Genomic DNA, 19890 nt, shown 5'->3' with positions numbered 1-19890 from the left:
TTAGACTTGCGCGGACGCCTCTTGCGCCGCTTGACGCTTATCGAGCTGCCGAATAAGGGCCCTTTCCGCCTCCGTGGCGACATGCCGATCCCAATACGCCAGCTTTGCTTCCATGCGTTTAAACCACAGAGGCGGTACCAACGCATACAGGATATGCGCCACGTAACCATGATCGATCCCCACCGCATAGCTGTGCGCTTGCAGCCGCCAGAACTCCCGACGCGGATTCGTATGGTGATCCGAGTGGCGCGTCAGATTCAACAGGCCGGCAGAAGATGCCTGGTTGTTGCAATCCCAGCTGTGGCGTGGCTCAACGCGGGTATTGGGCACCCGGATTAAACCGTAATGCTGGATATAGTTGACGGTTTCAAACAAGAACTTGGAGACCAGCATGGCCGCCAGGCAAGCGAGTAATCCACGCCCCCCTGCCGCTGCATAACAGGCGGCCAGGATCGTCAGGCTCATGATAACGCTGCGAATCACTCTATTGCCCAGCGTAATACTCCGCTTGCCCTGGCCTTTTAGCCGTTGCTGTTCCACCTGCCACGACTCGCGGTACTGCGACAGCGACGAGCGGATAAAGAAACGGTAAACATGCTCGCCACGGCGTGCCGTCGCCCCATCGGCGTACGTCGCCACATTGGGGTGATGCGAGTACACATGGGAGATAGAAAACTGCGCATCCGCGACCAATGCCAGTAACCAGCGCCCGACGATCATCGCCAACCAGCTCTGGGTTTTGTGGATAAGCTCATGAGCCACCACCGTGTTGGTACTCAGCGTATAGCCGGTGGACACGGCGGCCAGCAGCAATTCTGGCATGCGCATACCGTGCAAGGCAGGTACATCCCACCCCGTCGCCGCCGAGATCCCGGCCCCAAACCCCAGCACATCGCCCGGCGCCGCCTGCCAGATCAACGTAAATAGCGCCAGCAGGGCCGCGGGAAGTTGCAGATAGGGGATCAGCGCCAGAAGAGCGGTGAAACGATAGTGGTGATCGGCAGTATCTACCGGGGTCACATTATCAAAGATCAAATAACTCAAGGATACGCACAGCATGGCGGCCAGTATCCACCCGCCACCGAGCAAGTTGGCCGCCGCCGTCAGGGGTAAAAACACCAGTGGCACCAGGGCGAATCTTAGGTAACTCAACATACTAACTCCTTATTATTCGAGATTTTTTCCTCGGCGCCGGCAGGAGAAAAACAGTCTGTTTGGATATGTCGCGCCATCACCCCGCTCGCAAGCAGCCCCCGTTGGCACGCCTGCGCCAGCCCTGGGTTACCGCAGATCACCGCCCGCCAGTCGCGAGCCTCCAGCCCGTATTTTTGGTACGGATAGAGGCTGCGCCACTCCTCCAGCCAGGATGTAAAGCGCCCCGCAAGCTCGTGCTGTTTTCCTTCATTCTCCTGCGACAACGCATGCAAGTAATGGAAGCCTTCATGCTGTTGTTGCAACCGCTGCAGTTCGGCAACGTCAAACTTGTCCTGCCGCTTGCGAATGGCATGCACCAGCATCACCGCCCGATAGGGATTACGCGCCAGAGCCGCACGAACCAGCCCCAGCGTGGTCCCCAAACCTGAGCCGCTGGCTATGGCCAGTAATGGCCCTTTCCCGTCATCGGCTTGCCCAAACCGTCCGCTACAACCAGACACCCACAGGGTGCGCCCGACGCTGTCCTGATCGCATAAAAGGGGAGAAACTCGCCCCTGCTCTCTCAGCGTGACATCCACGACAATCTCCCGCGCGTTACTGGACCAACTCACCGAGTAACTGCGGACATCGGTGCCCGGCTGGTGGCACAGCTGCAAAAATTGCCCGGGCAGGAAAGGCATAGCCTGCTCAGGCGACAGGGTGATTCGCCACACCCGGCTTGAGAGAGGAGTTGCCTGTTTTATCTGAGCCGGCACCCAGTTTGTCGCTACCGCAGCCGACATCAGGGTTAAATCAGACTGGGGCAAGCACTGGCAGGCCAACACATGGCCGGCCGCAATTTCTTCGGCACTGAGCAAATAGCCGAGATCCACCAGCGAACGCACTTCACCGCTGACCACCCGGCACAGGCAGGATTTGCAAGACCCCACCTGGCAGTTATAAGACAACGCCACGCCGGCTTTCAGCGCGCTTTCCAGCACCGTTTCCCCCGCATCCAAGGTGAAGACTTTCCCCTCCAGCACTCCCTGAAAGGTGCTGCGGCGCGAGAACCATCTCTTCAGCATGTTATTGCTCTCCGCACGTCAGCAGGCCATCGTCAAATACGCTGCCCATCAGGATCCGCCCGCCGAGCGGTGCCGCCACGCTGATCGCCGCCAGCGCCTGGCCATGGCTCTGGTAATAAATCTGCGAACGCTCAACCGCACCCTGTGTGCCCAGCGACAGTTGCCAAACCAGCGACGGCGAACGCGCTTGCGCATCCTTTTGAAATGCGGCCAGCTTTAACAGTTGCGGATGCGCGGCCACCAGCAGCCCATCCCCGTCAGGCATGATATTGTCGACACCGTGCAACCCGGTGAACCGCCCCAGCAAGACGGGGGACGCCTCGCCCGGCCGCCATGCCCAACTGCTCACGGTGCCGTTGGTGGTTTCCGCCACGTACAGCCGCCCTCGTTGCGGGTTGTAGTAAATGCCGTTGGCAAAATGCAACCCATCAAGCAGCGTATGCTCCCCCGCGTCGTCTACCAGCAAGACCAGCGAGAGTGGCAGCCGCAGATAGTCTTCAACGCGCCCCAACATGCCGGAAAAAGCGTGATCGCGCGTCAACAGCCAACGGGATTTATCAATGACGCTGATGTCATTGATATTCTTACCGACGCTGCGCGACAGCTCAGGCTGATAAACCAGCCGCATCGCCGCCCGTTCAAAACGGAACGTCTCAATGCGATCCCCACGAGAGCCGTGGCTCACTGCGTAAACCCACGTCTCTGTGCCCTTTTGCCACACATCGATACCGTGCGGGTAAAACTCAGCCGGATAGTCGCCGGGTAAACGCAGGGGCGCTTGCCCCTGTTGGAAGTAATAGAGCGCCCCCGGCGCGTTATCGTGGCGATTCAGGCTGCTGATCAATGCGCCCCCTTCCTTCAGCGGTGCAATATCCTCCGCCCCGCTGATCCCCGGTATTTTTTGGCATTGCTGCAGGTTAATATCCTGAACGCGGTAGAACACGCCGGCGTCAAACAGCAGATTGATTGCATACGCCAGCACAGCGACAGCCAGTGCTATACCCATCAACTTTTTCATCATACTTCCACGGCAACCTGTGAATAAAACTGCTGATTTACGACGCTCACACCTTGCTCAGCCAGAACCGCGATCGCAGCCAGATACTGCTCCAGCAGCGCTGAAGCGGTTTGCTCGGTGAAATAACGCGCCTGATAATCCAACTCAATCGACAGCTCATCGGCCATTTCCACCACGTTGATCATCAAGGGGAACTCGACCGCGTTGACCGGCAGCATCGACAGGCTGGCCTGCCACTGGCGCATTTCCGCCAACGGAACGGACGGCTCAACATTGAACGTGGCAAGCAGAGGCAGTGGCGCTTGCTCGCCATGGAAACACCGTGACGGCAATACCGGCGCATCACGCTGCGCCAAAATGGCCTGATGCACCTTGGCCACAAACTCCGGCAACGAAGCGCTCGCGGCGCTGTTGAAACACAACGGCATCAGGCTGACGCATTGGCCGACCACCCCTTCGCTGTTCTCGAAGTCACGCCCGGCATTCGGCACAGCGACAGGCAACAGAGAGTGGCCGATAAACTTCTCGAGCGTCAGTGCAAACAGGGCGTTCAACATCACAAAGCGGGTCGTGCGCAGTTCGGCGGCCACTTTACGCAGTTGGGCCGACAAGTTCGGGTAAGCCAGCCCTTGCTTCAAACGCTGGCCTTGATACGGCGCGGCCTGCAGGACAACCGGCAGCGCGCTGGCGGGATCGAAACGACGCGCGGGGATAGCGGCCAGCCGTTGAGCAACCTCTGCATCATTGGCCGTCTTTTCCGCACGCATAAAATGCAAATAGCTCGGCGCCGCCGACAGCTCAGGGCTAAACCCTGCCGCCAGCGCATCATAGATATGCAGCAGTTCACGCAGCATCACCATAAATGACCAGCCATCCGCCACCGTATGGTGCGCCGTCAACGCCAGGGCCGTTTGGCCAGGCTGGCTCAGCAACAAGAGGCGCGCCAACGGCGCCGCCGTCAAGACGAAGGGTTTAGCGGCAAACTCGGCCAAGCGGGCAGCAGGGTCCGTGGACTCACTGCGCTCCTCAATAAAATCAACGTTGACCACGCCCGACGCCACCTGCAACTCCCCCGCCCCATTGAACTGCATACGCAAGGATTCATGACGTTCGCTCAGCAGCGCCCACGCCTCAGCCAGGGTTGCTCCGTCAATCTCACGCGCCGTCTCAACCACGCAGCCAATGTTGCCCGCACACAGCCCGCTTTCGTCTTTGGCGGCCAGCAGCATAAAACGTTGCTGGCTGTCAGCTGCCGGGTAAGGCGTATCGGGAGACAAACCGGCTTCACCGAAGAAACCATCGACGCGCATGGCATTAACGCTCTCTTTTACCGCCGCGATAAAGAGCTCTATATCTTGCGAAGAGTGCGCGGTGGACACGAAGCAGTTGCGGCCCTCCCAAATAAATATGCCGCGCAGCATGAGGTGATGGAACAAAATGTCGTAGTTACCGCTGAATTTGAAACGGAACAAACTGCCCGCCGAGACGATCTCGATCGGCGTCCCCGTCGTGACAAACCAGGTGTTGAGCGTCTGCGCGAGGTAATGCGTCTTTTGGTTGATGTCGTCATAGAGACCGGGGTGGCTCTTGATATAGTCGAGCACCGCTTTACTGGCCGCCATGGTCAGAGGGTGTTTGGAGAAGGTCCCGGCAAAGAAAATCAGTTCGGACTGCGGCCAGGATTCATCGCCGTATTGCCAGAAACCGCCATCAATACTGTCCATAAAACGCGCCGACCCCGCAATGGCGCCGATCGGCATGCCGCCGCCGACAATCTTGCCGTAGGTGGCAATATCGGCCTGGACACCGTAATACGCCTGCGCGCCGCCGGCCGCCAGGCGGAAGCCGGTAATCACTTCATCGAACATCAAGGCGATATTGCGCTCGGCCGTCAGCTTACGCAGCGCATGCAAATAGTCGCGCGGCTGATGGTCGGGATAGCGGCTTTGAATCGGCTCCACAATGACCGCGGCCAGTTGATCGGCATACCGGGCAATCAAAGCCAGGCTCTCTTCGCTGCCGTAGTCGAGCACCAGCAGATCCTCGACCAGGGACGCCGTTGTCCCTGCGGCAATCGGCACTGCCCGCTCCGGGGTTTCACCCCCCTGCTGACGCCCCAGGATGCCATCGAAAACGCCGTGATAAGAGCCGCTGAACAGCGCCACTTTGTTCTTGCCCGTTACGGCACGCGCCAGGCGTACCGCGCTCATGACGGCTTCAGAACCGGAGTTGCAGAACGCCACGCGGTGCTGGCCCGTCAGCTCTGCAATCAATGTTGCAACCTCACCGGCCAGCGCGCTCTGCGGCCCGATTTGCATGCCTTGCGCCAGCTGTGCGGCAACGGCCTGTTGCACGCACTCCGGTGCATGGCCCAACAGGTTGGCGCCAAACCCCATGGTGAAATCAATGTACTCGTTACCGTCGGCATCCCAAATACGGGAGCCTTGTGAACGCACGCCCACCAGGGGATACAGCATTTCCTTCGTGGATAAACGGAAACCCGCCGATGCCCGGTTATCCGCCAGCACGGCGCGGTACTGCTGCGCATTGTGCTTGGAGCTCGGGGTTTTGCTGACAAACTGCTGCGTCAATCGCTGTATGTGTTTATCGCGCTCGGCCCCTAATGAGGCTTTCTTGGTTTCCTTTTTAAACCAGCTAGTGTGTGCGCCGGCTTTGGCCGGTGCAGCGGTAGCCGGCGCGTTGCTCGCCACTGCCGGTGCAGGAAGTGCGGCTACCGGTGCGCTTGCCGGTACCGAAGGCAGCGCGGGTGCGGAAAGCGGTTGAGCATGGCCGCCGCTTAACAGGCGCAACTGTTGCGACATGACCTCTAATTGCCGCGCAATCACGCCTTGCAACTCGGCCGGGGCCGTTGCCGGTATTCCCCATTCCTGTTCGAACTGGGGGGACGACGCAGGTATCACTGAAGCGTCGGCTTGCGGCATTGCCGTCACAACCCGGCTTTCACTGGCCAGCGCGACGGGTTCCGCCACTTGCGCACGCTCCACGACGTAATGGATCACCGCATCCAGCGTATTCAACTCTTCAAACAGCGATCTCAGCGGGATCACCACGCCATAGCGATCTTTGATGGTATTGATCGCATCCAGCAAGACCAGCGAGTCGGCCCCCATTTCCAGGAAGGGCAGATCATCATCCAGAGCTTCGGGCGATGCCCCCAAATACCCGGCAATGATCGCTTTGATTTCGGCGTGTAATTGATGTTGTTTTGACATAGCGTCCTCATGTGAAGATGGTGGCAGCGTTGGCGTTTCATCGGCCAGCCAATAAGTTTTCCGACAGAATTGAATGGCCGGCAGCGTCAACGCTTCACGACTTGTTGCGCGATACAACCTGGACCAGTCGATGTCATGCCCTTGCTGCCACAACGAACCCAGCAGCGTCAGCAGTGATTGGTATTCATGGCGATGATCCGCGGCCGCCAAAATCGGTTGGCTGCGATCGGTGGCGGCGACAAACTTGCCCAGCGAACTGTCGGCGCTCAGATCCACAAAGGTATATTTCCCTTCCTCCCGCAGCGCCTGTATGCCTTGCAGGAAATGAACGGGTTGCCGGATTTGTTGGCTCCAGTAGTCGGCATCGGTGTGCCGGCGTGGCAGAGCGTCCAGATTGCTGTAGAAAGGGATATTCCCCTCAGCAAAATCAATATGCTGCGTCAACCAAAGGCGATACGCCGGCAAGATGGGATCCATCAGGTGAGAATGAAAGGCGTTGGTGGTTTTAATCCGGCGGGCATGGCCGCCTTGCGCTGAAACCGCCTGCAGACAAGCATCAATCGCCGGCGAACTGCCGGTGATGGTGGTCAGCGTCGGCGTATTGAACGCGGCAATATCGATATCATCGGCCCAGGGAGCGATACTGCGGCGAACCTCGTTTTCGCCGCTGAACACCACCGCCATCGCGCCCTGCTGCTCCAGGCTGTCCATCAGGAGTGCGCGCTGATGAACCATCGCCAACCCCTGATCCAGCGAAATCTGGCCGGCGACAACCGCAGCGCAATACTCGCCCAGGCTATGGCCAATCACCGCCGCCGGGCGTAGCCCGAACTGCAACAAGCTGTCCGCCGTGGCATAGCTGCAGGCAAACAGGGCCAACTGGCAGGTTTTGGCGCAATGCTGCCAACGGTCGTCCTGCGCATGCAGCGCTTGCCGAATATCAATTTGATACCGTTCCTGAACCCGCTCTGCCAGGCTATCGAAGCACGTGCGGTAGTGCGGCAGGTGTTGGTATAGGGCCGCCCCCATACCGATTTGCTGCGTTCCCTGCCCCGGGAAGAGCCAGACCTGCGGGCGCGGTTTCTCCACTTTATTCGCGGTGAGTTGCGCCAGGTTTTCTGCCAATTGCCGGCGGTTGTCGCCATAGGCAAACCCACGATAGCGCGGGTGGTCATAACGGGTATTTACCAGGCGACACCATGCCGGGACGTCAACGTCGTGTTGCATTTGCAAGGTGTTATAAATGCCGTCACGCTGCGCGTTGAAACCCTGTTCTTCGTGCGAGGCCACCAGCAACAGCGCCAGCGGCTGGGCCGTCTCATCGCGCTTCGCGGCCTGCGGACAATCACGCAGTATCACGTGGCTGTTCGTCCCGCCGAAGCCAAAACTGCTGACACCGGCATAACGTTGGCCCGCCGCAGACTCCCAGGCGCAAGAGTGGTTGCCTGCTACCGCCACCCGGCGGCTAATGGCGGCGATATGCGGATTTTTCTGTTGGAAATTCAAATGAGGCACGCGCTGTTGGCTATGCAACATCAACGCGGTCTTCACCACCCCAAGCACGCCGGCTGCGGCTTCGAGATGGCCAATATTGGTCTTGACGGATCCCACCTGAACCGGTGCCGATTGGCTCCGCTCGGCAAACACCGCTTCCAGCGCCTGGTACTCGATCAGGTCACCCAGCGCCGTCCCGGTGCCATGCGCTTCCACATAGTCGATGTGATTGCTGTCGATGCCCGCCTCGGCCAGCGCCCGCGCGATCACCGCCTGCTGCGATGGCCCGTTAGGTGCCGTGATGCCGTTGCTGCGGCCATCCTGATTGATAGCGCTGGCAACCAAGGTGGCATAAACCCGATCGCCATCGGCCAATGCCTGCGCCAGGGGTTTCAAAACAACGATGCCGCACCCCTCGCCACGCACATAGCCATCGGCGCGCGCGTCAAAGGTTTTGCACTGGCCGTCCGGCGCCAACATCTGCGCCTCGGTGAAGACCTTTTGCAAATGCGGCGTCAACGCCAGATTCACGCCGCCGGCAATAGCCAGCGAACTGCGTCCTGAGCGCAGGCTTTGCATGGCCCCGTCGATGGCCACCAGCGAAGATGAGCAGGCCGTATCAATGGCGACGCTTGGCCCTTTAAAATCATAAAGATAAGATATCCGGTTGGCGGCAATGCTGTGTGCATTGCCCAACCCGCTATACGCGGAAACCCGGTCGCCCGAGACCAGGGCATAATCACTGGCGCTGATGCCGATAAACACCGCGGTGTCGCTGCCCCGCAGCGCCGAAGCCTGTAACCCCGCATCGGTCAGCGCCTGTTGCACGGTTTCCAACAGCAGGCGATGTTGCGGATCGATATACTCCGCCTCGCGCGGCGAAATACCAAAGTAACCGGCGTCAAAATCACTCACGCGGTCAAAGAAACTGCCCTTGCGGTTAAAACCGCTGAGTGAAGAGCCCGCCCAACGGTGAGCGGGTATTTCCCCCGTGGTGCTTTGCCCCTGCTGCAACATCGCCCACAGCGCCTGCACGCCACTGTGGCCTGGCAGTTCAACCCCGATACCAATCACGGCGATATCCTGGCTGGCCACGGCCGTGCTGGCGGCTTCTGGTCGCGCAACGGGTTGCAACAGACCCGCAGCCAGCTTATTGATCGTCGGATAATCGTAAATCAGCGCTGGCGACAACTCACGCCCCAAATGGTGCTCTAACTCGCCGATCACGCCAACGGCCTGTAACGAGTTCAGGCCAAAGGCGGTAAAAGCCTCATCCCACTGTTCTTCACCGACCGCGCCGTTGACCGCAGTGCCGATGATACCGGCGATAAGCGCGGCCAGGGCAGGCACGCTGTATGAGGCAACATCGGCAACCTGGGCCGCTTGCGGTTGCTCGGCCCGGCTACGCCATTGCACCGCCAGCTCATTTTGCCGGTACATTTCTCTGGCGCGGGTACGTTGCAATTTGCCACTGGTGGTGCGTGGAATGGCCCGGCGGCCGACCCATACCCATTCCCCCAGGGTTATGCCGTGCCGCTCGGCCACCGCGGCATTCAAACGCCGGTTCAACGCTGCAGTATCCAGGGTCTCTTTGAGACGTTCCGGGATCTCCAGCAAGGCCACCGCCTGTTCAGTTTGGGCAATCTCGGCGGCGAAGACGCAAACGGTTGCGTCTGCCAGCAAAATATCTGCTCCTATGATCGTTTCCTCGATATCCGTCGGGTAATGGTTTTGCCCATTGACGATCAGAAGTTCTTTCACACGTCCGGTGACGTACAGCGCCCCCGCTTGCAGGAAACCCAAATCGCCGCTGCGTAACCAATGCGCCTGATCAGGCTCGATGCACGCCTGGAAGGTGGCCTCTGTCGCCGCCGGGTTATCCCAATAGCCGGCCGCAATGCTGGGCCCACGTAACCAAATCTCGCCGGTTTGCCCGGCCGCAAGCGGTTGTAGAGTATCAGGATCGACAATGCGGACATCGGTGCCGGGCAACGCCTCGCCACAGTTGACGACATCCCCCGATTTTTCTTCGGCGACCGCCATCCCCTGGCCTTTCTCCCTGCCGGTAACAATCAGCGTGGTTTCCGCCATGCCATAGCAGGGTAAAAACGCCTGCCCCCGGAAGCCGGCCGGGGCAAAGTGTTCACTGAACTGGCGCAGCGTAGCTGGGCGGATAGGCTCCGCACCGCAAAACGCCACATCCCAGTTGGAAAGATCCAGGCCTTCGGCCTGCTGCGGGCTGATTTTGCGCACGCAGAGGTCATAGGCGAAATTAGGGCCACCCGACGTCGTCGCACGGAACTCTGACACCTGCTTTAGCCAGTTAAGCGGGTTTTTCATCAGCATCATCGGCGACATCACCCGGCAAGGGAATGCCCCGAATACCGGCTGGAGCAGGCCGCCGATCAGCCCCATATCATGGAAATGCGGCAGCCATATCATGCCGCGGCTTTCATTGTGGTGACCGAAATAGCGATGGATGGCTTGAGAGTTGGCCCACAGGTTGCCATGAGTGACCATGACCCCCTTTGGCGTACCGGTTGAACCCGAGGTATATTGCAAAAAAGCCACATCGTCGTCGCTCACCGGCGCAGGATTAAACGCCCCTGAAAAATGGCTATCGAGATGCTGAAGGCGATACCCCGCCGGCAATGCCACGGCGGGCAGTTGATCAAAGGTAAAAATTAGCGGCGCCAGCGGTAAACTGAGCGATATTAAGGTTTCAGCGCCTTTCCCTGTGGTGACAATAAATTCCGTTTGCGCATTGCGTAAAACCCCAATAAAGCGCTCCCACGCGCTGCCTGAGGCCTTGGCCGGCATAGGAACAGGCACGGCAATCATGCCGGCATAAAGACACCCGAAAAAAGCGCCAATAAAATCTTCGCCGTCGGGATAAAGTAAAATAACCCTGTCGCCCCGATGACCGTATTGCTGAAGTGCGCTAGCCAGAGAGGCGGCGCGCTGATGCAATTGTCTGTAACTTTGATTCTTTATTTCTTTGGCACTTCGCAAAAACTCAAATGCCGTCTTGTCGGTATGTTGAACAGCAAGTTCGGGCAATAGTTGGTTGAAGGAATTAAATCCCCTGTTAAACAACTGATGAGACGGCATAATGATTAGCTCTTTATTCTCAATATAAAATATGAAAAGTTAAATTAGCCTGAAATTATTTTGCGGCGCGGCCGGCAAGCAGATCGTTGCAGAAGTCATTCCATACCTTCAGCCACAGATCCACACGTTGTACCATTTCCTCGAAACGATCTTCCGTTATCGCCTGGCAGAATAAAATCCAGGCGTCTTCAGAGTGACCGTCTTCAATCGACTCGCCGGTTTCCGCTTCGACGTGAATGCTGTGATAACCGCGGGAAACGTCAATGTCGGTCGCCACGTCCACGCTCTTCGCCCAAGGCGTCGCAAAATCATGGAACACCGTTTCCGCAACGGCCAACAGCGCTACCAGCTGCGGGTAATCGCCGTAGGCGTTTTCAAAGGTTGCGCGACAAGCCACAGAGCTGGACATCGGCAACCAGGCTTTCACCTCGTCCTCACTCATACCCAGCTGTTCAATGGTATTGAAGAATTGCACATAGTGCGCCAATGCAGGCTGCCCGTTATAGCTGCCGTCACTGCCGGTCCCCGGGTGGAAACCCAATTCGTCCAGCAGGTTGATCTGCAGCAGGAAACGCGCGGCCATTTTTGCCCGGGCGCCCAGGCGGCCTTCCAACTGTTTTGCCGAGCTCAGCGCTTCGATCACCGCATCGGTAAAGACCTGGGCGAAGGCATGATAAAACTCCAGATGGAAGACTTTCATCTGGTTGAGGTCAAATTCACCGCTATTCATTTTTGACAAGATAGGGTTTCTCATCAACGGATGCGATTCAACGCGATCAATTAATCTCTTTGCAAATTTATGATTACGTTGATAGTTATTCTTTTCTACCGTTGCAGCAATAGCGTCTCTGCCGAGTTGGCGTGCACTCAGTAACGTTTCCATTATTAGGATCTCAATATAAAAATTACGATTAATAGAAGATTACAAGGCGGATACCTTGCCTACGGCCATAACAACCAAAGCAAACATCCCACAGCTAAAAGGAATGGCCTGAATATATTTGAAGGGTAAATAAAAACAGGAGGCAATCAGTAATACAGGAATACCCACGGAAAGAATGACCATGCATATCGCCGCATAATACTTGTAAACGTAGGGAACCTGTAAGGTGTCAAGGCACATCCCATAAAGCATTGATATCAATGGCAGCATAATAAAAGCGATATGCGCCAATCTCAACATCCTGCGATTTAAATCGGTGTAATTCTCATGCCCTTTAGGTGCCCGAAAAGGCCCCTTAAAGGCGTACATCCCCATTAAGCCCCCCATCATAATACCCACAACAATACCGCCCCAACCAAAGGCAATCAGCATTTCACTGAGATTAACCACTTTACTTCTCCTGATTATTACAGCCACACAGATAAGGTGCTTGCGGAATCGCAAACACCCTTATAAATAAAAAATAGTTTTCTGAATAACCTCAACGCTATAAAGTTATAAATCCGTATAATTAAAAATCTGTAAATTTTTTAACTTTGGAATAATGAATCGGTTGTTCAAATCCCGGCATCGTGATGCCGTTCATGTCGATCTTAACCTCATCCTCATTCATGTCATGCTGCCCAAAAAGATAGATAACGTTCAATTCACCGCGCGATGCCGCCGCATCATAAGCCGCCACCTGTTGCTCGACCTGCCGCCTACGCTGCTGGTAGTCGGCAAAGACCTGTTCGCCATGCCGTTTGCGCAACCACTGCGCCGTCAGTTGCGGTGAGTAGACCACGCCGGTAGCATTATTTCCGCCAAACCCTTTCGAGTTGATAAAAGCGATCTGCGCCTGGTCGGCAGACAAAGGCCGATCCTGGGTTGGGATCAGCAAGCGAGCATCATTTACCTGCGGCGATATCTGATCCACGCTCTTGATTCCCGGCAAGATGCCGTACTTAAAGGTGCCCAGACAGCTAATCAACTGATCGCCACTCGCCGGCCCCAATGAGTGCCCCAGATAGGATTTCACCGCCGTGACGGGCCATGCGTTAATGGAAAAGGCTTCGGCGACCCGGTCAAAGATCTCGGCTTCGGACACGCAGTTTTTTGGCGTGCTGGAACCGTGCGCCTGGATAAAAGAGCCTTTCTGCACGCATGTCAACCCGGCCATCGTGACGGCAGAGGCTACGGCCTTCGCCATGGTGATGTAATTGCCCGGCCCCGGCGAGGCGATAGAACGTTTATATCCGTCGGCGTTAATGAAAACATCGCTCACCGAGCCATGAATCTCCGCCCCCAGCTGCAACGCCAGTTCATCATCCATCAGCACAATATATTGGCTGGACTCGGCAATCACAAAACCGCAGCTGTTGCCAAACGGGCGGCTGCTGTTGCGCCAGTCTGCCGTTTCGGTTTCATCGATACGCTTGAGCTTGCTCTCCGTCGCCAGCGCCCCCATCGCATCAAAGCCCTCGATCACTTCCGAGGTGATCGGCGCCTCCGCGCTCCCTACGATGGCCACGCGGATCCTGCCCGCCTTGATATCTTCTACTGCGGCATTCAGGTTGTAGAGGAAGGTGGCGCAGGCGCCCAGGGTAGCGCTGGTGTGCCCCACACTGCCCAGCACATAGGCATTCAAAAAATCGGCGCACATGCTGTTCAGGCCCAACGGGCACTGTTTGGCGCTGACACGGTTGCCTTTCAGCCGCGATTGCAGCATACCGCCAAACCCTTGATCGTCGAGCTGCCCCAGAATATTGCCGGAATACACCCCCAGTTGGTCTGGCGCAATCAGCGCACGGATTTCACGCCACGGGATCCCCAGAGCATTGATGGCATCGGAGGCCGCGACGATCGCCATCTGCAACGCACGGGGATGAAACTGCGAGCTGTAGTGGTCACCCGGCCTAAATCCCTGCGGCAATTGCCCGGCGGCTTGCGCCTCAGTGCGCAGCGTGACGTCAATTTTGCAGTCCATTTCACCCCGAACGGTGATACGCACCCGGTCGTCCGTGAGCGGCTCAGCCAGCCACCCCTGCGGCAAAGGATGAGGCACCTGCCGGGTGGGTATATCAAAACTCAAAGGTTCGGCACCCGCCGCCATATTCAATTTGGCATGGCTGGCCACGGCATCAACGTCAAAATACTCTTTGGCGATCTTCCTGATCAGTGTGCCTTGCAACACGGCTTCTTTTATTTCAGCCGCTGCCTGTGCGGCTGAGCGTATATTCCCTTCTGCGTTACGGTAGCCGTCATCCTGATATTTAAGCAATCCCATCAGCACTGCTAATGATAATAGCGTTTCTTGCTGCTGATCTTCCGGCAAAGAGTCTATGACCATGCGACGAAACGCTTGGTGCGAAGAGCTCCGACCTGCGGGACCGTAGCCACCGAATGCGGTTATGACAGGTAACTTGACCATAGAGTGTCCTAGCCTTTCTGCGGCATCGTTATGCCTTCACTTACTTTAGATAATTTACAGATATCAGTTTACAAAGCGTGGGCAAAAGCTATTATGAAAATCCGGCCAAAATGCAGACTTTTTTGGCCAAGACAGGTGTGAAAAGCAATAACCAAATAATAAATCAGGTATTGACCGGAAAATGAGAAATACAAAGATAGGATTTGTATTGTGTGAACACATGCTGAGTTCAGGCCTCAGCCTACCGATAGAAATGTGGAAATCAGCAGCAAGCAGTTATTTCGCGGAACAAAGAAACAATCAGAAAAATCAAGATAAATACACACTTACCCTATGCAGACCCGAAAATATCCTCAATATTAGTACGATAAGTATTAATAAAAATCCCATACCTACACACAGCGGTTTTAGCCTGATTGCCGATGACGTACTGGAAGACGATGCCGATTACGATATCATCTATCTGCCCGCAATCTGGCGCAATCCACGCCCTATCGTAAGACAGAACACGGCCATCACCCGGTGGCTGACAATGCAGGCGGCAAAAGGCACGCGGATAGCCGCCGTCGGGACGGGGTGCTGCTTTTTGGCCGAAGCCCGACTGCTGGATGCTCAACCGGCAACCACCCACTGGCACTATTTCGAACAGTTCGCACATGATTATCCCGAGGTGAATTTAAAAACAAAATACTTCATCACCCAGTCCGAGAATATTTTCTGTGCTGCCAGCGTTAAGGCCCTTTCCGATCTCACTATTCATTTTATTGAGACCATCTACGGTAAAAAAGTGGCAAACCATACGCAACGTACCTTCTTCCACGAGATCCGTAGCCACTTTGAACGCCAGTGTTACAGAGAAGAAAATAAGCCTCATCCTGATGAGGATATAATCCAGATCCAAACCTGGATAAAAGATAATTGCATGACAGATTTACCGATGCAAAAACTCGCCGATATGGTAGGAATGAGTTTGCGCAACTTTAACCGCCGCTTTAAAAATGCGACCGATATTTCGCCCTTGCAATATCTATTAAAGGCTCGGATTGAGTCCGCAATCAATATGTTACAAACGACCAATTTGAGTATTCAAGAAATTGCCGGTCTGGTGGGTTACCAGGATATTGCGCACTTTAACCGCCAGTTCAAACGCATCTCCAGCGTTTCGCCCGGTGATTATCGCAAAACCGTTCGTGCCAAGATGTTCCGCACGGAACACTCCACCGCCGAGGCTGAATCAAGGCTTTAACCTGAAGGGGCTCCGCAAGGGGCCCCAATCACCTCTCATGCTCAATCAATAAGCTTTCTGAACTGATGATGCACCGATTCAATGGAGTTTATGGTGTAAATTACCTTACGGATCATTGCCGGATACGACAAATTGCCCCATTTTCGCCTCCAAGACTGAGTCACCACCGGATATTGTGCCCCCTGTTTATCCCCCAGCTCGTCCAGCGTGGTTTCCGCTGCCTCTTTGGATATTTCAGCCATAAACGCCTTGTTGTGCTTCGACGCGACATAGTTAATTGAGTTGCCGCTCTGACGGATGGCCGCAGAGCTGGACTTCAGTATCAGGGTAAGCGGGAGGCTTACAAAGAATGTTAGAATTCGCTGATTCAAAAACGTATGAACTGCTCACAACAAAAAGGAAAAATGATGCCCCTGCGACGCGGGTTATTGTTCATATGGTTAAGTTTCGCGGCGGTCTCAATAACGCTAGGGTGGCTTATCTTCGAGCTTGGCCGACAGGGGGCGGATGAGCAGATTAGGCGCGTTCGCCAGGAAACAGCCACAAGCTGTGAAACTTTACGGGCTTCCGCCTCGCGGGCGGGCATTCGCGCTGTCCCTGGCAATATGAGCACAAGCCCGCAGTGGGTTTCCACAGCGCAGGCGGTCATCGATTTAACTCTGCGAGACAGGCCTGGAATTGAAGGTGGATTGTGGAGTGCCCACTCGGGGGTCGTGGCCTACGCCTTCCCCACTTATGACGGAAGTGGGATCAAACAGGACCCGCCAAGTGCTGAATTGGAGCGAATTGAGTCAACAAGCCGTCGCGCATTTGAAGGGCGGCGTTCCGTGACCGATTTGCGTCCAGGTCTGCGTGAAGCCGTCGTTTTTTCAGCCTGCCCGATGGAGGCTAATACGGGGCTGGTTGCGTGGACATTATCTCGCGTTCCGACAATTACCGGTGATGCGCTTGATAAGTTGGTATTGGCAATGGGGCTTTTGCTGGGGTTTGTACTCTTATCCGGCGGTTGGTTGGGTTGGGCACTCACTCGCTGGTCACGCGGCGTACGTCATCTGGCTGAGGTCCTGGACAAATCGCGGACTAATATCGACTCACCGGCCCTCGCCGAACTATCAGGGCTGCCTGAGCTTGATCGGGTGACGGTGGCGCTGAATGACTATGCGCAACGCCTGGCTGATGCCCAACGTGAATCTACACGCCTGTCGGCTGAATTGGCACAGGCAGAAAAACTGGCGGCGCTAGGTGAGCTTTCCGCCGGGCTGGCGCATGAAATTCGCAATCCGCTCGCCACTATGCAAATGAAGGCCGAAAATGCGTTGCTCGCCCCCGAAGCGATCAGGCTGGTACGGGCAGAAAGTGCCTTGCAGGCAGTGTTAGAGCAAACGGGACGGCTAAACCGGTTGGTTTCCAGCCTGCTGGCCTTGACACAGCCCTTTCGCGTTGAACGCCACGCAGTCAACATTGAGGCATGGTTACAGGAAAGGAGAAGCGTGCATGTTGAGACTGCCCAGAAGCGGCAGATTGAACTGGTGCTGACGATTGCCCCTGAGTTGCATTCCCAGATGCACGGCATCGCATTGTTCGACCCGTCACAAATGGCGCGAGCGCTGGATAATCTGATATTAAACGCGCTGGCCCATGTTTCCGACCTTGGGCGCATTGAGATGGGGGCCAGACGTAATGATAACGGTAACTTGTTATTGTGGGTGGCCGATGATGGCCCCGGCGTATCCGAAGAGCTGCGGGCTCAGCTGTTCAAGCCGTTTATCACAGGTCGGCATGGCGGCACCGGGCTAGGTCTGGCGCTGGTACGTGAAATTGTTCATGCCCACGGTGGACATATTTACTTGGTCGATTGCGCACGAGGGGCGCGTTTTGAAATGGAGCTGACATGGCCTGTGTGTTGATTGTTGATGACGATGGCGCTTTCCGTGCCAGCCTGGCTGAAGCCGTGACCGATTTGCATCATCACGCGATAGAGGCGGACGGTACATTGGCCGGACTGGAACAGCTTCGCGCAGGTCATGTCGCTGTCGCTATTGTGGATTTACGCATGCCGGGTGATGACGGACTGGTCTTCCTGCGTCAGGCCCGCAGGCTCGCACCCGGCGTGCCCTGCATTATGTTAACGGCGCATGCCAGCGGGGGTAATACCATTGAGGCAATGCGGATGGGTGCCTTTGATCACCTGACGAAACCCATTGGCCGGGCTGCGCTGCAAGAGGTGCTAATGCGTGCCCTGAGGCAGAGCGAGGAAGATCAGAGCGCGTCAAAACCGTCTGCCGAGAGGCCATCCCCTGACGATGATCTGGTCGGGAGTAGCGAGGCCATGCGACAGGTTTTTAAACGTATTGGCCAGGTGGCAAACAGTGATGTCACCGTACTGGTTATGGGGGAGACAGGAACAGGGAAAGAATTGGTGGCCCGCGAGCTACATCGTAACAGTTCGTACTCCACCGGGCCTTTCATCGCGGTAAATTGCTCGGCAATCCCGACGGATCTGATAGAAAGCGAATTGTTTGGGCATGTAAAGGGGGCGTTTTCCGGTGCCATATCGGATCGTATTGGGCGATTCCGAGAGGCTGAGGGGGGTACCCTGTTTTTGGATGAAATCGGTGATATGCCGTTGCCGACACAAGCGAAAATTTTACGAACATTGCAGGAGCGAGAGGTCACTCCCGTCGGGGGAGCTCGCACTTATCCGGTGAAGGTGCGCATCGTTGCCGCTACGCATCATGATCTGCCTTTGGCGGTGCGGGAAGGCAGTTTCCGTGAAGATTTATGGTATCGGCTACAGGTCATCACCATTACGTTGCCCCCGCTGCGTGAACGCCTGGGAGACGTGATTTTACTGGCGGAACATTTTTTACGACGTTCGGGGGGCGATACACCCAAACGTCTTTCCCATCAGGCCGCTCAGGTGTTGCTGGCGCATCTGTGGCCGGGGAACGTGCGTGAGTTGCAGAATGCCATAAAAAGGGCATCAGTGCTCAGTCAGGGTTCGATTATTGACCCTAACCAACTGGGGTTGTGTGCCTCTCCGGTAGAGAGCCCGGGACCGGTGCTGAACTGGGATGGTACGCTGGAAGAGACCATGGCGGCCATTGAGCGGGAGATGATTATGCGGGCATTGGCGGCAACCGGAGACAACCGGGCTCAAGCGGCCCGTCGGCTTGGCCTTTCGCGTCAGCAGCTTTATCGTAGGCTTGAACATTTTGGCATTAAATAGCAGAGGTGTCCGTATTCCGGACATCAACCTGTCCGGTTTTCGGACACTTTATAAAAGACACTTAACCTAACAGACTGAATAATTTAATTTTTTATTTGGCACACTCCTTGCTGTAGGAAAAGACATGGCTGTTTTTTCTCGGGAGTTATCATGAACGTGTCTGTTACGGTTTTATCTTTGTTCTCTATATTGGGTGGAATAGCGCCGGCTATAGCACAGATCCCACCCAATCCTCCTCTTGTGTCTCTTGAACCCTTGCCTCTGCCCCCGGTTAACACTGCCTCGAACGGTCTGGCGGCGATAGCGGAAGGCAAGGTACAGCGTCTTCTCATCAATCCTTTCGGGGAAGTCGATGGTTTGCGGCTGGAGAACGGCATTGTCGTCGCCTTTCCACCCCATATGGGGGACATATTAGCCGTGGTCGCCTCGCCGGGTCAGTCCGTTCGTATCATGGGGTATCGGGAAACGGCGGAACGAGTAAAAGCCGACAGCATAGTCAATGTTGCGACAGGCCGTGTTCTGGTTGATCAACCACCGGCTATCGGTAATGGAGGGGTTCCTCCCCATCTGCGTGCGAATAATTTGCAGCAACTGGAAGTTGAAGGTGCTATCGAGACGCTCCTGACAGGACCCCGCGGTGAGACCAATGGCGTGATCCTCAACGACGGAAGTATCGTGCGTTTCCCCCCCAATGGTATGCAAATACCCATTAAAGCCGGAATGCCGTTTGCCGCGTCGGGGCTGGGGACACGTAATAATTATGGGCAGTCGCTTGAAGCCGTTAGTGTGGGAGCCCATCTCTCGGCACTTCAACCTCTGTATCGCGGCGTTCCCTGATGGGGGCAAGCCTATGGATTTGGCTTGTTACCGGTTCGCTGTCCACTATTTTGTGGCTAAGCGCATTACGCCGAGAAGGGTTACATGTCGGCATGATTCAGTTTTTCAAACTGGGCCGTTGGTGATGCCGCCTGCGCTGTTGCTCTCGCT

11 protein-coding genes and 1 pseudogene are annotated in these 19890 nt (G+C 56.1%); 4 read left to right on the top strand and 8 right to left on the bottom strand.

Features of this window, described 5'->3' with window-relative positions:
* The 7 genes from SERAS12_RS05780 to SERAS12_RS05750 form a co-directional block, all read right to left on the bottom strand.
* Entirely contained in the window at positions 1 to 1155 is a 1155-nt protein-coding gene (locus tag SERAS12_RS05780) for an alkane 1-monooxygenase (RefSeq protein WP_013811847.1), read from the bottom strand.
* The gene (locus SERAS12_RS05775) at positions 1149 to 2219 is read right to left on the bottom strand and encodes a 2Fe-2S iron-sulfur cluster binding domain-containing protein (RefSeq protein WP_013811846.1); all 1071 of its coding nucleotides are present in this window, start codon (positions 2217 to 2219) and stop codon (positions 1149 to 1151) included. The genes SERAS12_RS05780 and SERAS12_RS05775 overlap by 7 nt, the downstream gene beginning before the upstream one ends.
* Position 2220: 1 nt before the next feature.
* Positions 2221 to 3237 (bottom strand): arylesterase, encoded by a 1017-nt coding sequence (locus SERAS12_RS05770; protein WP_013811845.1) that lies wholly within the window; start codon positions 3235 to 3237, stop codon positions 2221 to 2223.
* On the bottom strand, positions 3237 to 11075 hold the full coding sequence (locus SERAS12_RS05765; RefSeq protein WP_013811844.1) for a type I polyketide synthase: 7839 nt from the start codon (positions 11073 to 11075) through the stop codon (positions 3237 to 3239). The genes SERAS12_RS05770 and SERAS12_RS05765 overlap by 1 nt, the downstream gene beginning before the upstream one ends.
* Before the next feature lie 55 nt (positions 11076 to 11130).
* The gene (locus tag SERAS12_RS05760; RefSeq protein ID WP_233527631.1) at positions 11131 to 11805 is read right to left on the bottom strand and encodes a hypothetical protein; all 675 of its coding nucleotides are present in this window, start codon (positions 11803 to 11805) and stop codon (positions 11131 to 11133) included.
* Between the two features lie 192 nt (positions 11806 to 11997).
* Positions 11998 to 12408 (bottom strand): hypothetical protein, encoded by a 411-nt coding sequence (locus SERAS12_RS05755; protein WP_013811842.1) that lies wholly within the window; start codon positions 12406 to 12408, stop codon positions 11998 to 12000.
* A gap of 121 nt (positions 12409 to 12529) precedes the next feature.
* Positions 12530 to 14428, bottom strand: a complete 1899-nt coding sequence (locus SERAS12_RS05750; protein ID WP_013811841.1) for a beta-ketoacyl synthase — start codon at positions 14426 to 14428, stop codon at positions 12530 to 12532.
* A gap of 181 nt (positions 14429 to 14609) precedes the next feature.
* Here SERAS12_RS05750 and SERAS12_RS05745 point away from each other — a divergent pair, with 181 nt between their 5' ends.
* Entirely contained in the window at positions 14610 to 15674 is a 1065-nt protein-coding gene (locus tag SERAS12_RS05745; RefSeq protein WP_041415948.1) for a GlxA family transcriptional regulator, read from the top strand.
* A gap of 50 nt (positions 15675 to 15724) precedes the next feature.
* Here SERAS12_RS05745 and SERAS12_RS05740 read toward each other — a convergent pair.
* Positions 15725 to 16004 (bottom strand): annotated as a pseudogene (locus tag SERAS12_RS05740) (transposase); the annotation flags it as partial.
* 497 nt (positions 16005 to 16501) lie between these two features.
* On the opposite strand from SERAS12_RS05740, the gene SERAS12_RS05735 reads away from it, so the two are divergent.
* From SERAS12_RS05735 to SERAS12_RS05725, 3 genes are all read left to right on the top strand, one after another.
* Complete coding sequence (locus SERAS12_RS05735) at positions 16502 to 17581, top strand: PAS domain-containing sensor histidine kinase (RefSeq protein WP_239440979.1); 1080 nt, start codon at positions 16502 to 16504, stop codon at positions 17579 to 17581.
* Positions 17566 to 18903 carry a sigma-54 dependent transcriptional regulator gene (locus tag SERAS12_RS05730; protein WP_013811838.1) on the top strand — a complete coding sequence of 446 codons (1338 nt, stop codon included), beginning with the start codon at positions 17566 to 17568 and terminating at the stop codon, positions 18901 to 18903. Before SERAS12_RS05735 ends, SERAS12_RS05730 begins: the two co-directional genes overlap by 16 nt.
* A 150-nt stretch (positions 18904 to 19053) precedes the next feature.
* Positions 19054 to 19740 (top strand): hypothetical protein, encoded by a 687-nt coding sequence (locus SERAS12_RS05725; protein WP_013811837.1) that lies wholly within the window; start codon positions 19054 to 19056, stop codon positions 19738 to 19740.
* Positions 19741 to 19890: the final 150 nt, after the last annotated feature.

This window comes from Serratia sp. AS12 (assembly GCF_000214195.1).
Lineage (GTDB): Bacteria > Pseudomonadota > Gammaproteobacteria > Enterobacterales > Enterobacteriaceae > Serratia > Serratia plymuthica.
Note: the sequence above shows the minus strand (reverse complement) of the source record. Positions and strands in the feature narration are given on the sequence as shown.

What these genes read in the sequence shown, in the direction of transcription:
- SERAS12_RS05750 (WP_013811841.1), bottom strand. Translation starts at nt 14,428, where the DNA reads ATGGTCAAGTTACCTGTCATAACCGCATTCGGTGGCTACGGTCCCGCA.
- SERAS12_RS05730 (WP_013811838.1), top strand. Translation starts at nt 17,566, where the DNA reads ATGGCCTGTGTGTTGATTGTTGATGACGATGGCGCTTTCCGTGCCAGC.
- SERAS12_RS05765 (WP_013811844.1), bottom strand. Translation starts at nt 11,075, where the DNA reads ATGCCGTCTCATCAGTTGTTTAACAGGGGATTTAATTCCTTCAACCAA.
- SERAS12_RS05725 (WP_013811837.1), top strand. Translation starts at nt 19,054, where the DNA reads ATGAACGTGTCTGTTACGGTTTTATCTTTGTTCTCTATATTGGGTGGA.
- SERAS12_RS05780 (WP_013811847.1), bottom strand. Translation starts at nt 1,155, where the DNA reads ATGTTGAGTTACCTAAGATTCGCCCTGGTGCCACTGGTGTTTTTACCC.
- SERAS12_RS05745 (WP_041415948.1), top strand. Translation starts at nt 14,610, where the DNA reads ATGAGAAATACAAAGATAGGATTTGTATTGTGTGAACACATGCTGAGT.
- SERAS12_RS05775 (WP_013811846.1), bottom strand. Translation starts at nt 2,219, where the DNA reads ATGCTGAAGAGATGGTTCTCGCGCCGCAGCACCTTTCAGGGAGTGCTG.
- SERAS12_RS05760 (WP_233527631.1), bottom strand. Translation starts at nt 11,805, where the DNA reads ATGAATAGCGGTGAATTTGACCTCAACCAGATGAAAGTCTTCCATCTG.
- SERAS12_RS05770 (WP_013811845.1), bottom strand. Translation starts at nt 3,237, where the DNA reads ATGAAAAAGTTGATGGGTATAGCACTGGCTGTCGCTGTGCTGGCGTAT.